Here is a 15925-nt window from a genome sequence, read left to right on the forward strand (position 1 = left end):
GCCGTTGTAGTTGGCGTCCGGGGTGAAGGTGTAAGCGCCGTTGGCTGCGATCACCAAGGTGCCGATGTTGGCGATGGTCGCGGTTTGGCCGGCGGTGAAGGTGCCAGGAACGCCATCGATAGTGAAATTCACCACGCTGACTTGGCCGTCGACGCTCGAAGTACCCGTCAACACACTGCCGCTGACGACGGTGTCTTCAGCGGTGGTCACGCTTTCGCTGAGGTCGGTGAAGCTGTCATCGACCGGGGTGACGTCGATGTTCAGGGTCGAGGAGACGTCGGTGCCGGAACCGTCGGTGACGGTGTAGCTCACGGTCGGCACCGTGCCGTTGTAGTTCTCAGCTGGGGTAAAGGTGTAAGCGCCGTTGGCCCCGATGACCAGGGTGCCGACGTTGGTGATGGTCGCCGTCTGGCCGGCGTTGAAAGTCCCAGGAACGCCGTCGATGGTGAAATTGACCACGCTGACTTGGCCATCGACGCTGCTCGTACCAGTGAGCACACTGCCGGTCACGGCGGTGTCTTCAGCGGTGGTCACGCTTTCACTGAGGTCAGTGAAGCTGTCATCGACCGGGGTGACGTTGATGGTCAGGGTCGAGGTGACGTCGGTGCCGGAACCGTCGGTGACGGTGTAACTCACGGTCGGCACGCTGCCGTTGTAATTCTCGGCCGGGGTGAAGGTGTAGGCGCCGTTGGCGCCGATGACCAGGGTGCCGACGTTGGCGATGGTCGCGGTGCTGCCAGCAGCGTAGGTGGTATCACCGATGGTGAAATTAACCACGCTGACTTGGCCGTCGACGCTGCTCGTACCAGTGAGCACGCTGCCGCTGACGGCCGTGTCTTCAGCGGTACTCACGCTTTCGCTGAGGTCGGTGAAGTTGTCGTCGACCGGGGTGACGTTGATGGTCAGGGTCGAGGTGACATTGCTGCCTGAACCGTCGGTGACGGTGTAGCTCACGGTCGGCACCGTGCCGTTGTAGTTGGCGTCCGGGTTGAAGGTGTAAGCGCCGTTGGCCCCGATGACCAAGGTGCCGACGTTGGCGATGGTCGCCGTCTGTCCGGCGGCGTAGGTGGTATCACCGATATTGAAATTAACCACGCTGACTTGGCCGTCGACGCTCGAGGTACCCGTCAACACGCTGCCGCTGATGGCGGTGTCTTCAGCGGTGGTCACACTTTCGCTGAGGTCAGTGAAGCTGTCGTCGACTGGGGTGACGTCGATGTTCAGGGTCGAGGTGACGTCGGTGCCCGAGCCGTCGGTCACGGTGTAGCTGACGGTTGGCACCGTGCCGTTGTAGTTCTCGGCCGGGGTGAAGGTGTAGGCGCCGTCGGCGCCGATCACCAAGGTGCCGACGTTGGCGATGGTCGCGGTCTGGCCGGCAGTGAAGGTGCCAGGAACGCCATCGATGGTGAAATTCACCACGCTGACTTGGCCGTCGACGCTGCTCGTGCCAGTGAGGACGCTGCCAGTTACGGCGGTGTCTTCAGCGGTGGTCACGCTTTCACTGAGGTCAGTGAAGCTGTCGTCGACCGGGGTGACGTCGATGTTCAGGGTCGAGCTGACGTCGGTGCCGGAACCGTCGGTCACGGTGTAGCTCACGGTCGGCACTGTGCCGTTGTAGTTCTCGGCGGGGGTAAAGGTATAGGCGCCGTTGGCGCCAATGACCAGGGTACCCACATTGGCGATGGTCGCCGTTTGACCGGCCTGGTACTGGGTGCCGCCAACCGTGAAGTTGAGCACGCTGACCTGACTGTCGACGCTGCTCGTACCGGTGAGGACGCTGCCGCTGAGGGCGGAGTCTTCAGCGGTGGTCACGCTTTCACTGAGGTCAGTGAAGCTGTCGTCGACCGGGGTGACGTTGATGGTCAGGGTCGAGGTGACGTCGGTGCTCGAACCGTCGGTGACGGTGTAGCTCACGGTCGGCACTGTGCCGTTGTAATTCTCGGCAGGCGTGAAGGTGTAAGCGCCATTGGCCCCGATCACCAGGGTGCCGACATTGGCGATGGTCGCGGTGCTGCCGGCAGCGTAGGTGGTATCACCGATGGTGAAGTTGACCACGCTGACCGAACCGTCGACGCTCGAGGTGCCCGTCAACACACTGCCGCTGATGGCGGTGTCTTCCTGGGTGGAGACCTTTTCGCTGAGGTCGGTGAAGCTGTCATCGACCGGAGTGACGTTGATGGTCAGGGTCGAGGTGACGTCGGTGCCCGAACCGTCGGTCACGGTGTAGCTGACGGTCGGCACGCTGCCGTTGTAATTGGCGTCCGGGGTGAAGGTGTAGGCGCCATTGGTCCCGATCACCAGGGTGCCCACATTGGCGATCGTCGCGGTCTGGCCGGCGACGTAGGTGGTCTCGCCGATGGTGAAATTGACCACGCTGACCTGACCGTCGACGCTCGAGGTACCCGTCAACACGCTGCCGCTGACGGCGGTGTCTTCCTGGGTGGAGACCGTTTCGCTGAGGTCAGTGAAGCTGTCGTCGACCGGCGTCACGCTGAGGTTCAAGGTCGAAGTGACGTTGCTGCCGGAGCCGTCGGTGACGGTGTAGTTCACCGTTGGCACTGCGCCGTTGTAGTTGGCGTCCGGGGTGAAGGTGTAAGCGCCGTTGGCGCCAATGACCAGAGTGCCGACGTTGGCGATGGTCGCGGTCTGGCCGGCGTTGAAAGTGCCAGTGACACCGTCGATAGTGAAGCTGAGCACGCTGACCGGACCGTCGACGCTCGAGGTACCCGTCAACACACTGCCGCTGACGGCCGTGTCTTCAGCGGTGGTCACGCGCTCGCTCGCGTCGGTGAAGCTGTCGTCGATCGGCGTCACGTTGATGGTCAGGGTCGAGGGGACATTGCTGCCGGAGCCGTCGGTGACGGTGTAGTTCACCGTTGGCACTGCGCCGTTGTAGTTCGCGTCCGGGGTGAAGGTGTAGGCGCCGTTGGCCCCGATGACCAGGGTGCCGACATTGGCGATGGTCGCGGTCTGACCGGCGGTGAAAGTGCCAGGAACGCCATCGATGGTGAAATTAACCACGCTGACTTGGCCGTCGACGCTGCTCGTGCCAGTGAGGACGCTGCCGCTGATGGCGGTGTCTTCAGCGGTGATCACGTTTTCACTGAGGTCAGTGAAGCTGTCGTCGACCGGGGTGACGTTGATGGTCAGGGTCGAAGTGACATTGCTGCCGGAGCCGTCGGTGACGGTGTAGCTGACCGTCGGCACCGCGCCGTTGTAGTTCGCGTCCGGGGTGAAGGTGTAAGCGCCGTTGGCCCCGATGACCAGGGTGCCGACATTCGCGATGGTCGCGGTCTGGCCGGCGACGTAGGTGGTCTCGCCGATGGTGAAGTTCACCACGCTGACAGGACCGTCGACACTCGAGGTACCGGTGAGGACGCTGCCGGTCACCGGGGCATCTTCAGTGGTGGTCACGTTTTCACTGAGGTCGGTGAAGCTGTCGTCGACCGGGGTGACGTTGATGGTCAGGGTCGAGGTGACATTGCTGCCGGAACCGTCGGTGACGGTGTAGCTCACCGTTGGCACCGCGCCGTTGTAGTTGGCATCCGGGGTAAAGGTGTAGGCGCCGTTGGCCCCGATCACCAGGGTGCCGACGTTGGCGATGGTCGCCGTCTGGCCGGCGGTGAACGTGCCAGGAACACCGTCGATGGTGAAATTAACCACGCTGACTGGACCGTCAACGCTCGCAGTGCCGGTGAGGACGCTGCCGGTCACGGCGGTGTCTTCGGCGGTGGCCACGCTTTCGCTGAGGTCGGTGAAGCTGTCGTCGACCGGGGTGACGTCGATGTTCAGGGTCGAGGTGACATTGCTGCCAGAGCCGTCGGTGACGGTATAGCTCACGGTCGGCACTGTGCCGTTGTAATTCTCGGCAGGCGTGAAGGTGTAAGTGCCATTGGCCCCGATCACCAGGGTGCCGACATTGGCAATGGTCGCCGTCTGACCGGCGGTGAAAGTCCCAGGAACGCCGTCGATGGTGAAGTTCACCACGCTGACCGGGCCGTCGACGCTTGAGGTACCCGTTAACACACTGCCGCTGACGGCGGAGTCTTCGCTGGTGGTCACGCTTTCGCTGAGGTCAGTGAAGCTGTCGTCGACCGGGGTGACGTGGATGGTCAGGGTCGAGGTGACGTCCGTGCCGGAACCGTCAGTCACGGTGTAGCTGACCGTCGGTACGCTGCCGTTGTAGTTCTCGGCCGGGGTGAAGGTGTAGGTCCCGTTGGCCCCGATCACGAGGGTGCCGACATTGGCGATGGTCGCGGTGCTGCCAGCGGTGTAGGTGGTCTCACCGATGGTGAAGTTCACCACGCTGACCGGACCGTCGACGCTCGAGGTGCCCGTCAACACACTGCCAGTCACCGGGGCATCTTCAGCGGTGGTCACGCTTTCGCTGGCATCGATAAAGCTGTCATCAACCGGCGTAACACCGATGTTCAGCGTCGAGTTGGAACCGTCGGTGACGGTGTAGCTCACGGTCGGCACCGTACCGTTGTAGTTGGCGTCCGGGGTGAAGGTGTAGGCGCCGTCGGCCCCGATCACCAGGGTGCCCACATTGGCGATGGTCGCCGTCTGGCCGGCTGTGAAGGTACCAGGAACACCGTCGATGGTGAAGGTGACCACGCTCAGGGCGTTATCGATGTCGCTGTCGTTGCTCAGCACATTGCCGATCGCAGCGGTGTCTTCAGCAATGATTTGGGTGTCGGCAGTCAAAACGCTCGGATCATCGACCGCTGTCACGGTGAGGTCCAGAGTGCTGCTCGAGCCGGTGTTGGTGGTGTACGTGACTTGCGGTACGGCACCGTTGTAGTTGGCGTCCGGAGTAAAGGTGTAGTTGCCGTTGGTGCCGATGGTCAACGTACCGACGCCGACGATGGTCGCTGTCTGGCCTGCGGTGAAACTGCCGGTGACACCGGCGATGGTGAAACTGGTGACGCTGAGCGGCGTCTCAGCATCGCTATCGTTGTTCAGCACGTTGCCCGTCGCGACGCTGTCTTCGGCCAGAGTGCCCGTATCCGCGGTCAGTACACTCGGAGCGTTGATGGTCGTGATGTTCTGGTTGCCAGTATCGAGCGTAGTGGGAGTAGCCGTGGACTCAGGACCGGTGGTTGGGAAGCCGATGGTCGGGTCGACGCGGCCAGCCGTGGCGTCGAGCATGACGAAGCTGTGACCGCCCCCGGCGGCACCACCCGAACCTGCGGCAGTCGGGCCGGCGGCGGTGGCTTCAAGGTCTTTGGTCGGGTCGGCACCGGCGGCAATGGCCTGTTGCAGCTCTTCAACGGACGGCGCGGCTTGTGCGGTGGCGGCTGCCAGGTCAGCGCTGGAGTCCGGCGCGTCAGCGCTCCACTGGGTATCGCGGCCCAGGTCGAGGGTGCGGCCATCGGCCAGTTCCAGAGACACGGCACCGGAAAGGCCAGTGTCGATCTGGTCCCCGGCGAACAGTTTGTCGCCTTCAACGAGAACGCGGCGGATGCCCTCTGGGGACACCACGAAAACTTGACCGACAATGCTTTTGACGATGGCAACAACACTGCTCATTGAAGACTCTCCGGGGTGTCACGTTCAGTTGACTTCCATAGACCTGATGGCGTCTGCGCCGACCAGTCTGGACGTTACATTGCAAAATAGATGCACAAGTTTGACGGCCTAATTCGTCAATATTTTGGCTATATTTTTTCGCTATTAACTTTATGCCAAACTATTGACCTTCTTGAAGCCATCCTAAACAATCGTCCCAGTAATGTCACATTGATATTTAAGTTGTGACCCTGTCTTCGGTATGTGATCCAGTTCCGCTTTTGAGCTTTCCGACATACGGTCATTCCGCTGCCATCTTCCGACACCGCACGCCTTTCAGTCGTGATTCAAGACAAGAAGTCCTGGGAAATTCCTACAATGCGTTCGCCTTTGTTCATGGCTCTACCTTTCGCCCTCGCCGCGTCTTTCGTCCAGGCGCAATCCTTACCAGAAGCCATGCAACAAGCGCTGTATGTCCATCCAGAGGTCCAGGCAGGCGTCAACAGCCGGTTGGCGGCTGATTATCAGTTGAAGGCTGCCAAAGGTGGGTACTTGCCACGGGTCGACCTGCTGGGCGGTTATGGCCGTGAAGGCACCGACAGCGTCACGACGCGCGGGGATGGCAGCAACAATCACTGGGAAACCCTGAACCGCACTGAGTCGAGCTTGCGACTGACTCAGATGGTTTTTGACGGTTTTGCGACGACCAGCGAAGTAGGGCGTCAACAAGCCGCCGTCAACTCCCGTGCCTATTCGCTGCTGAGTACTTCCGAGCGTACCGGGCTGACCGTGGCCCAGGTCTATCTCGACGTGTTGACCCGTCGCGAATTCGTGCGCCTGGCCGAGGATAATCTCAAGAGCCATCAACGTATTTACGACCAGATCCAGCTGCGCACCCAGCGTGGTGTCGGCAGCGGCGCCGATCTTGATCAGGCGGAGGCGCGGATGGCCCAGGCGCGCAACAACCTGATCACCGAGCAGACCAACCTGGCTGATGCCGAGACCAACTACCTGTCCGCTGTCGGCCAGATGCCCGATCAACTGGAGCGCCCGGCGAGTTTCCTGGCGCTGATGCCGGCCAATCTGAATGAAGCCCGCGCGCAGATGCTGGAAAACAGCCCGATCCTGCGCTCGGCCGAATCCGACATCGCCGCCGCCGAAAAGCAGTACGACACGGCCAAGTCGACCTTCTACCCACGCTTCGATGCTGAGCTGGGTCGCACCGCAGACAACGATATCGATGGTCAGAATGGCCACAACAACGAATGGCAGGCCATGCTGCGCATGCGCTTCAACCTGTATGCCGGCGGCAGCAACAAGGCCGACCTGGAATCCAAGGCCTACCTGTCGAACCAGGCGCTGGACATCCGCAACAACGCCCTGCGCCAGTTGAATGAAGAACTTGGCCTGGCCTGGAACGCCCTGAACAACGCCAATGCCCAGGTGCCGATCGCCCAGCAGTACGTTGATCACAGCACCGCCGTGCGCACCGCTTACCAGCGTCAGTTCAGCCTTGGCGAGCGCACGCTGCTCGATTTGCTCGACAGCGAGAACGAGTTGTTCTCCTCTTCTCGCCGTCTGGCGGAGATCAAGAATATTCAGTTATTTACTCAGTACCGAATCAAGGCGACCATGGGCGAGTTGCTCAAGAGCCAGGGAGTGGTCGCACCGTTGGCATCCGTTGTGCAGAACGACGTGAAGCCGACGGTCCAATTGCCCGGTATGAATTGAGCAGGACCTTCTTTGTTCAATTGTCAGCCAAGAGTGCCGAGCGTGGAATCAGAAGTCAGTCGGGTTCAACTCATTCATGATCCGCGCGCGTTGCATGACGATCCGTTGCTGGATGGCCTGCTTGCTCTTTGCATGCTGCACCAGAAACCGGCCAGCGCGGCCATGCTCACCACCGGCCTGCCACTGCCCGAGCAGCGTTTGAGTGTCGAGCTGCTGCCACGTGCGGCGGCTCGCGCGGGGCTGCAAGGTCGGGTGCTGCAGCGCAAGCTGGGGGACATTCCGGCGATTGCCATGCCGGCATTGTTGCTGCTCAAGGACGGTCGCAGCGCCGTCCTGCTTGGCTGGCAAGGCGAAGATCAGGTGCGGGTGCTGCTCAGCGAAAGCGATGGTGGCGAGTCCCTGGTCAGCCGCGAGCTGCTGGCTGACGATTACACCGGCAAAGTCTTTTTTGCCCAGCCGCAGCACAAATTCGACGTCAATCACGGCACGCTGATTCCGCGTGCGCGCTCGTGGTTTCGCGACACTCTCAAGCGTTCGCGCTGGCTGTACGCCGACGCCATTGCCGCCAGTTTTCTCATCAACATCATTGCCATGGCCGCGCCGTTGTTCGTGATGAACGTCTACGACCGTGTCGTGCCGAACCAGGCCGAAGCGACGCTATGGGTGCTGGCAGTCGGCATTTCTGGTGCCTACCTCTTCGACCTGATCCTGAAAAGCCTGCGCAGCCTGTGCCTGGATCTGGCCGGCAAGAAAACCGACCTGATTATCTCGGCCACGCTGTTCGAGCGTATCGTCGGTATGACCATGAAGTACCGGCCGGCACGGGTCGGCAGTTTTGCCCAGAACATCCATGAATTTCAGAGCCTGCGCGATTTCCTCGCCTCGCTGACCCTCACCAGCCTGATCGACCTGCCGTTCACCTTGCTGATATTCATGGTTATCGCGATCCTCGGCGGCCATCTGGTGTGGATACCGGTGCTGGCATTCCCGATCGCCCTGGCCATCGGCTATGCGTTGCAGAAACCTTTGGTAGCGACCATGGAGCGGACCATGGCGCTGGGGGCCGAGCGTCAGTCGAGCCTGATCGAAACCCTGGCCGGGCTGGATGCGGTAAAGGTCAACAACGCCGAAAGCGAGCGCCAGTATCAGTGGGAACAGACCATCGGCACCCTCAGTCGCCTTGAATTGCGGGTGAAGATGCTGTCCGGCCTGGCGATGAACATCACCTTGCTGATCCAGCAACTGGCCGGGGTGATCATGATCGTCTTCGGTGTGTACCAGATCATCGACGGTCACCTGAGCATGGGCGGCCTGATTGCCTGCTACATGCTCAGTGGTCGTGCGCTCAGCCCGCTGGCGTCGCTCTCCGGGTTACTGACCCGCTATCAGCAGGCACGGGTGACCATGACGTCCGTCGACCAAATGATGGAACTGCCCCAGGAGCGCAATTTCGAAGAGCGCCCGCTCAGCCGCAAGGTGTTGCAAGGCGGCATTGAATGCCGCCAGCTCAATTTCACGTACCCCCAACAGCAGAACCTGGCGCTGAAGAACATCAATCTGTCGATTAATCCCGGCGAGAAGATCGGCATCATTGGCCGAAGTGGCTCGGGCAAGAGCTCGCTGGCCAAACTGCTGGTAGGGCTCTATCAGCCGGATGATGGCTCGTTGTTGGTCGATGGCGTGGATATCCGCCAGATCGACGTCAGCGAGCTGCGCTACAACATCGGCTACGTGCCCCAGGACATTCAACTGCTCGCCGGCACCTTGCGCGACAACCTGGTTTCCGGTGCGCGGTATGTCGAGGATGAACTGGTGCTGCAAGCGGCAGAGCTGGCCGGAGTCCACGAGTATGCGCGCCTGCATCCGCAGGGTTATGAGCTGCAAGTGGGCGAGCGCGGGCAGAACCTCTCCGGTGGCCAACGGCAAAACGTGGCCCTGGCCCGTGCGTTACTGCTCAATCCGCCAATCCTGCTGCTCGACGAACCGACCAGTGCCATGGATAACACCGGTGAAGAGCGCCTCAAGCAGCGCCTGGCAGCCGTGATCGAAAACAAGACCGTGGTGCTGGTGACGCACCGGGCATCGCTGTTGTCGCTGGTGGATCGGCTGATCGTGATCGACCGCGGGCAGATACTCGCCGACGGTCCGAAAGCCGCGGTGATGGAAGCGTTGAAGAAGGGGCAGATCAGTGTTGCTTAAGTCGGGTAAGGGTTCGATCCTTCGCTACTTCAAGGGTTCTGCTTCGCTTGAGGGCCAGCCGCTGCCGGAGGTCAACAAGGCGTTGATCGAAGATGCGCCGCGTGTGGTGCGGCTGACGATCTGGGCGATCATCGCGTTCTTCGTCTTCCTGATGCTCTGGGCCAACTTCGCGGTCATCGACGAAGTGACCAAGGGCGATGGCAAGGCGATTCCGTCGTCGAAGATCCAGAAAATCCAGAACCTTGAGGGTGGTATCGTTTCCGAGCTGTTCGTCAAGGAAGGCCAGATCGTCGAAGCCGGTGCACCGCTGCTTCGCCTGGACGACACGCGATTTGCGTCGAACGTCGGTGAAACCGAGGCCGATCGCTTGTCGATGGTGCTGCGGGTCGAGCGCCTGAACGCCGAGCTGGAAGATCGTCCACTGAACTTCCCCGAGGATGTACTCAAGGCCGTGCCGGGTCAGGCCAAGAACGAAGAGTCGCTCTATATCAGCCGCCGCCAGCAGTTGCTCGACGAGATTGGCGGCTTGCAGGAGCAGTTGATCCAGCGCCAGCAGGAACTGCGCGAATTCACGTCCAAGCAGGCGCAGTACCGTCAGCAATTGGGCTTCCAGCGTCAGGAAATCAGCATGTCCGAGCCATTGGTGGCCCAGGGCGCGGTATCGCCGGTGGAGGTTCTGCGCCTCAGGCGTGCCGAAGCGGAGACCCGTGGTCAGCTCGACGCCACCACCCTGGCTATTCCGCGAGCCGAGTCGGCGATCAAGGAAGTACAGCGCAAAATTGACGAAACCCGCGGCAAGTTCCGTAGCGAAGCCCTGACCCAACTCAATGAAGCACGGACCGATCTGAACAAGGCCCAGGCCACCGGCAAGGCCCTGGAAGACCGGGTCAGCCGAACGCTGGTCACTTCGCCGGTGCGGGGTATCGTCAACAAGCTGCTGGTCAATACCATCGGCGGGGTTATCCAGCCAGGCAGCGACCTGGTGGAAATCGTACCGCTGGACGACACCTTGCTGGTCGAGGCGAAGATTCGCCCGCAGGACATCGCGTTCCTGCATCCGGGGCAGGAAGCGACGGTGAAATTCACCGCCTATGACTACACCATCTACGGTGGGATGAAGGCCAAGCTGGAACAGATCGGTGCCGACACCATTACCGACGATGACAAGAAAACCACCTATTACATCATCAAGCTGCGCACCGACCGCAGCCACTTGGGCACCGACGAAAAACCCTTGTTGATCATTCCGGGGATGGTGGCTTCCGTGGACATCATCACCGGCAAGAAGACTATCCTCAGCTACCTGCTCAAGCCGATCATCCGCGCGCGGGCCGAGGCGCTGCACGAGCGGTAATTCGTCATTGAGGCTGATGGCCCCATCGCGAGCAGGCTCGCTCCTACACCGTTTTTTGCTGGATCACAATTTTGTGCCCAACGAAGATCCCCTGTGGGAGCGAGCCTGCTCGCGATGGCGTCAGTGGAAACACCACAATCCCGTCAGTAAGTGACAAATAACGTCACTCCTCAATCCATACAGTCCCTTTTCAATCGCCATATCGTTATTCATTAATGGTATTTAAATTTCGATTCTTATACCTATAAAGTCAATCTCCTGCGTACCTGCCGACCAATCGGCGCGCCGCACGACACGAACCAACACGGGACATCCGTGAGTTTCTGATCGACGCGCGCGCCCTTGAGCGTGCCGTGCGTGGGAGTGATTTATGTCTGCAGCTTCAGCTTCGCCAAGCATCGCGCCACAATTCTTTGAAATCCGCCCGTTCAGCGGAGCGGTGGGCGCCGAAATCCTCGGCCTCGATTTGTCCCGCCCGATCAATGATCAGGACTTTGCCCGCATTCACCGCGCGCACCTGGACCATCATGTGGTGGTGTTCCGCGACCAGCGCATCACCCCGCAACAGCACATCGATTTCAGCCGTCGTTTTGGCGTATTGCAGATTCACGTGCTCAAGCAGTTCCTGCTGGCAGGGCATCCGGAAATCCTCATCGTTTCCAACATCGTCGAAAACGGCCAGAACATCGGCCTGGGCGACGCCGGCAAGTTCTGGCATTCCGATCTCTCCTACAAACAACTGCCGAGCCTGGGCTCGATGCTGCATGCCCAGGAGCTGCCAGCGGAGGGTGGCGACACCTTGTTCGCCGACATGCACAAGGCCTGGGACAACCTGCCCGAGGCGCTGCGCAAAGCGGTGGAAGGCCGCTCGGCCGCGCACTCCTACACGGCGCGATACAGCGAAACCAAATTCGAAGGCAACTGGCGCCCGACCCTGACCCCGGAGCAACTGGCCCAGGTCGCCGAAGTCGTCCACCCGGTCGTGCGTACCCACCCGGAAAACGGCCGCAAGGCCTTGTTCGTCAGCGAGGGGTTCACCACCCGCATCGTTGGCCTGCCGGAGGACGAGAGCCAGCAACTGCTGGCCGAGCTCTACGCCCACAGCGTGTTGCCGCAAAACATCTACCGCCATCAATGGCAGCCCCATGACCTGGTGTTCTGGGACAACCGTTCGCTGATCCACCTCGCCGCCGGCTGCCCCAGCCATCTGCGCCGCAAGCTGTATCGCACCACCATCCAGGGCGACGCGCCTTTCTGAATTGCCGGAGATTTGATCATGTCCAAACGTCTGCCCTTTGCCCCCCTGGCCGCCGCCATCGGCCTGGGTTTCAGCCTGATCGCCGGCAGCCTGGTGGCGCCGACCGTGGCCCACGCCGAAGGTGAAATCCGCATCGCTGAGCAGTTCGGTATCGTCTACCTGCTGCTCAACGTGGTGCGCGATCAGAACCTGATCGAGAAGTACGGCAAGCAGGAAGGTATCGACATCAAGGTCGACTGGACCCAGCTCTCGGGCGGCGCGGCGGTCAACGATGCGCTGCTGTCCGGCTCGATCGATATTGCCGGTGCCGGTGTCGGCCCGCTGCTGACCATCTGGGATCGCACCCATGGCAAGCAGAACGTCAAGGCCGTGGCTTCCCTCGGTAACTTCCCGTACTACCTGGTGAGCAACAACCCCAAGGTCAAGACCATCGCCGACTTCACCGAGAAGGACCGCATCGCGGTGCCCGCAGTGGGCGTGTCGGTACAGTCGCGCTTCCTGCAGTACGCGGCCGCCAGGCAGTGGGGCGACAAGGAATTCAATCGCCTCGACAAGTACACCATCGCTGTTCCGCATCCTGATGCCACGGCTGCGCTGATTGCTGGCGGAACCGAGTTGACCGGGCACTTTTCCAACCCGCCATTCCAGGATCAAGCGCTGGAAAATCCCAATGTACACGTGGTGCTGAACACCTATGACCTGCTCGGTCCGAACTCGCCGACTGTTCTGTTCGCCACCGAGAAATTCCGCAACGAGAACCCGAAAACCTACAAAGCCTTCGTCGAAGCGCTGACCGAGGCCGCACAGTTTGCGCAGAACGATAAAGGCGCAGCGGCGGACACTTACATCCGCGTGACCAAGGCCAAAATCGACCGCGCCGCGTTGCTGAAAATCATCGACAACCCGCAGTTCGAGTTCAGCGTCACGCCGAAAAACACTTACCCGTTGGCCGAGTTCCTTTACCGCGTCGGCGCGATCAAAAACAAACCGGATTCGTGGAAGGATTACTTCTTCCAGGACGCCAAGCCGCTGCAAGGGAGCTGACCGAAATGAACGCCCCTTTGCAAGGCCACACGGTCAGCAATCCGATCGCGGCAGCCCAGGCGCTGCTGTCGGTCGACAACGTCAGCCTCGAGTACCGCACGCCGCAGCGGGTGGTGCGGGCGACCCATCAAGTCAGTTTCGAGATCGACCCGGCGGACCGTTTTGTCCTGCTCGGGCCGTCCGGTTGCGGCAAGTCGACATTGCTCAAGGCCGCTGCCGGCTTCATCCAGCCCGTGGAAGGTGAGATCCGTCTGCAAGGCCAGCGCGTCGATGCGCCGGGGCCGGACCGGATCGTGGTGTTCCAGGAGTTCGATCAACTGCCACCGTGGAAAACCGTCAAACAGAACGTGATGTTTCCGCTGCTCGCCTCGAAAACCCTCAAGCGCAAAGAGGCTGAAGCGCGGGCGTTGCACTACCTGGAGAAGGTCGGTCTGGCGGCGTTTGCCGATGCCTATCCGCACACCTTGTCCGGTGGCATGAAGGCTCGGGTTGCCATCGCCCGGGCGCTGGCGATGCAGCCGAAAATCCTCTTGATGGACGAACCCTTCGCCGCCCTCGACGCGCTGACCCGACGCAAGATGCAGGAAGAACTGCTGCTGCTCTGGGAAGAGGTGCGCTTCACGCTGCTGTTCGTCACGCACTCCATCGAAGAGGCGCTGGTGGTGGGTAACCGCATTCTGTTGCTGTCTCCGCATCCGGGGCGAGTGCGGGCGGAAGTGCACAGCCACCAATACGATTTGCACAGCCTCGGCGGTGTGGCGTTTCAGGAATCGGCGCGCCGCATTCACCGGCTGTTGTTCGACGAAGGTCAATCACTGCAAGCCGAGCATGAGCTGGATTTCGCTGACATCCGCATCGCTTATTGAGCCAGTTGAGAGGAGGGCCCGATGAGCCATTTATCATCCCCGCGTGAAGCGTTCGAAACGGTTTTGCAGCCACTGACCAGCGTGCCGCTGGAGCGTGAACTGCCTCTTGGCCAACGCCTGTGGCAACAGGGCTGGTTGCGTAAAAGCCTGATCCTGGTGTTGCTCGCCGTGCTCTGGGAAGCCGTTGCGCGCTATCAGAACAACGATCTGCTGCTGCCGAGCTTCTTGCAGACCGCTCACGCGTTGTACGACGGCCTGCTCAGTGGCGAGCTGCTGGGCAAGGTGTGGATCTCCTTGGTGGTGTTGCTCAAGGGTTACCTGATCGGCATCGTCCTGGCGTTTGGCCTGACGACGCTGGCGGTGTCGACGCAATTCGGTCGCGACTTGCTCAGTACCCTGACTTCGATGTTCAACCCGTTGCCCGCTATCGCGCTATTGCCGCTGGCGCTGTTGTGGTTCGGCCTGGGGCAGAACAGCCTGATTTTCGTGCTGGTGCATTCGGTGCTTTGGGCCTTGGCGCTCAACACCTACGCCGGGTTTCTCGGCGTCTCGGAAACACTGCGCATGGCCGGGCGCAACTATGGCCTCAAGGGCATGCGTTTTGTGCTGTTCATCCTGATCCCGGCGGCGCTGCCGTCGATCCTCGCCGGGTTGAAAATCGGCTGGGCTTTTGCCTGGCGGACGTTGATTGCTGCCGAGTTAGTGTTTGGCGCGACCAGCGGTAAGGGTGGGTTGGGGTGGTACATCTTTCAGAATCGCAATGAGCTGTACACCGACAAGGTGTTTGCCGGCTTGGCGGTGGTGATTCTGATTGGGTTGCTGGTGGAGAATCTGGTGTTTGATTCGTTGGAGCGGGTGACGGTGAAGCGCTGGGGGATGCAGCGCTGATCGGAAATCAAAAGATCGCATTCCTCTGTAGGCGCTGCCGAAGGCTGCGATCTTTTGATCTGCTAGCATTGCATCTGGATCAATCCTGATCGGCCATGAGTGCCCTGCATGCAACTCCCGGACATGAACCTGTTGGTCGCCCTCGACGCCTTGCTCGACGAGGGTAGTGTGGTGGGGGCGGCGCGGCGGATGAACCTGAGCCCGGCGGCCATGAGCCGGACGTTGACGCGCATCCGCGAAGCCATTGGCGATCCGATCCTGGTGCGCGCCGGCCGTGGTCTGGTGCCGACACCCAAGGCGCTGGAATTGCGCGAGCAAGTGCGCAGCGTTGTCGAGCAGGCCGGGTTGTTGTTTCGGTCGGCCGATGTGGTGGAGCTGAGTTCGCTGCGGCGGCGGTTCAGTATTCGGGCCAACGACTTCTTTGTCGGTGTTTACGGCGGCAGGTTGTTCGACACCCTCGACCGGCAGGCGCCGCACTGTGAATTGCGTTTCGTCCCGGAAGGCGATGGCGATGATGAGGCCTTGCGCGAAGGTCGCATCGATCTGAGTGTCAGCAACACACGGCCGTTGACCCCGGAAGTGAAGGTTCAGAACCTGTTTTCCACCCACTTCGTCGGCCTGGTGCGCGAGGATCATCCGCTGCTGGACGAAGAGATCACGGCAGAGCGCTATGCCGGTTATTCCCATATCAGCATGTCCCGGCGTGGCATTGCCCGGGGGCCGATCGATACCGCGCTCAATGCCCTGGGCCTGGAGCGGCGGGTGGCGGTGATCGCGCCGAGCTTTCATGCGGCGATGTTTGCCTTGCCCGATTCCGACCTGATCCTGCCGGTGCCCAAGGAAGCCTTGCTGAGCGTGCGGCGGCTGGGGTTGAAACTGCGCTCGTTCAACCTGCCGATTCCGTTGCCGACCCTGATGCTGACCCAGGCCTGGCACCCGCGCTTCGACAAGGACCCGGCGCACCGCTGGCTGCGTGAAACCCTGAAAACCTGCTGCGATGAAACGTGGCTGGCTGCGCAGCCGGACTGAGTTCCTGCGCATAACCCTGTGGGAGCGAGCCTGCTCGCGAAGGCG

At 61.1% G+C, this 15925-nt stretch carries 9 protein-coding genes; 8 read left to right on the forward strand and 1 reads right to left on the reverse strand.

Translation table 11 applies throughout. The features are described from left to right. Positions 1-5532: retention module-containing protein (locus CD175_RS30605; RefSeq protein ID WP_146094617.1), on the reverse strand; the 5532-nt coding region annotated here is incomplete at its 3' end. A gap of 357 nt (positions 5533-5889) precedes the next feature. Here CD175_RS30605 and CD175_RS30610 point away from each other — a divergent pair. From CD175_RS30610 to CD175_RS30645, 8 genes are all read left to right on the forward strand, one after another. Next, entirely contained in the window at positions 5890-7242 is a 1353-nt protein-coding gene (locus tag CD175_RS30610) for a TolC family outer membrane protein (protein ID WP_104451588.1), read from the forward strand. A gap of 42 nt (positions 7243-7284) precedes the next feature. After that, the gene (locus CD175_RS30615) at positions 7285-9441 is read left to right on the forward strand and encodes a type I secretion system permease/ATPase (protein WP_104451589.1); all 2157 of its coding nucleotides are present in this window, start codon (positions 7285-7287) and stop codon (positions 9439-9441) included. Further along, a complete protein-coding gene (locus CD175_RS30620) occupies positions 9431-10795 on the forward strand; it encodes an HlyD family type I secretion periplasmic adaptor subunit (protein ID WP_104451590.1) in 1365 nt (454 codons plus the stop codon). Before CD175_RS30615 ends, CD175_RS30620 begins: the two co-directional genes overlap by 11 nt. A gap of 370 nt (positions 10796-11165) precedes the next feature. After that, entirely contained in the window at positions 11166-12053 is an 888-nt protein-coding gene (locus CD175_RS30625; protein ID WP_104451591.1) for a TauD/TfdA dioxygenase family protein, read from the forward strand. An 18-nt stretch (positions 12054-12071) separates the two neighbouring features. Then, positions 12072-13097 carry an ABC transporter substrate-binding protein gene (locus tag CD175_RS30630; protein WP_104451592.1) on the forward strand — a complete coding sequence of 342 codons (1026 nt, stop codon included), beginning with the start codon at positions 12072-12074 and terminating at the stop codon, positions 13095-13097. A 5-nt stretch (positions 13098-13102) separates the two neighbouring features. Beyond that, positions 13103-13963 carry an ABC transporter ATP-binding protein gene (locus tag CD175_RS30635; RefSeq protein WP_104451593.1) on the forward strand — a complete coding sequence of 287 codons (861 nt, stop codon included), beginning with the start codon at positions 13103-13105 and terminating at the stop codon, positions 13961-13963. A 21-nt stretch (positions 13964-13984) separates the two neighbouring features. Further along, positions 13985-14851 carry an ABC transporter permease gene (locus CD175_RS30640; protein WP_007977620.1) on the forward strand — a complete coding sequence of 289 codons (867 nt, stop codon included), beginning with the start codon at positions 13985-13987 and terminating at the stop codon, positions 14849-14851. A gap of 108 nt (positions 14852-14959) precedes the next feature. Continuing rightward, positions 14960-15880 carry a LysR family transcriptional regulator gene (locus tag CD175_RS30645; RefSeq protein WP_104451594.1) on the forward strand — a complete coding sequence of 307 codons (921 nt, stop codon included), beginning with the start codon at positions 14960-14962 and terminating at the stop codon, positions 15878-15880. Positions 15881-15925: the final 45 nt, after the last annotated feature.

This window comes from Pseudomonas laurylsulfatiphila (genome assembly GCF_002934665.1).
Taxonomy (GTDB): Bacteria; Pseudomonadota; Gammaproteobacteria; order Pseudomonadales; family Pseudomonadaceae; genus Aquipseudomonas; species Aquipseudomonas laurylsulfatiphila.

Bases quoted from the DNA above. Each gene is read 5' to 3' on its own strand.
- CD175_RS30610 (WP_104451588.1), top strand. From the start codon at position 5,890: ATGCGTTCGCCTTTGTTCATGGCTCTACCTTTCGCCCTCGCCGCGTCT.
- CD175_RS30630 (WP_104451592.1), top strand. From the start codon at position 12,072: ATGTCCAAACGTCTGCCCTTTGCCCCCCTGGCCGCCGCCATCGGCCTG.
- CD175_RS30645 (WP_104451594.1), top strand. From the start codon at position 14,960: ATGCAACTCCCGGACATGAACCTGTTGGTCGCCCTCGACGCCTTGCTC.
- CD175_RS30635 (WP_104451593.1), top strand. From the start codon at position 13,103: ATGAACGCCCCTTTGCAAGGCCACACGGTCAGCAATCCGATCGCGGCA.
- CD175_RS30640 (WP_007977620.1), top strand. From the start codon at position 13,985: ATGAGCCATTTATCATCCCCGCGTGAAGCGTTCGAAACGGTTTTGCAG.
- CD175_RS30625 (WP_104451591.1), top strand. From the start codon at position 11,166: ATGTCTGCAGCTTCAGCTTCGCCAAGCATCGCGCCACAATTCTTTGAA.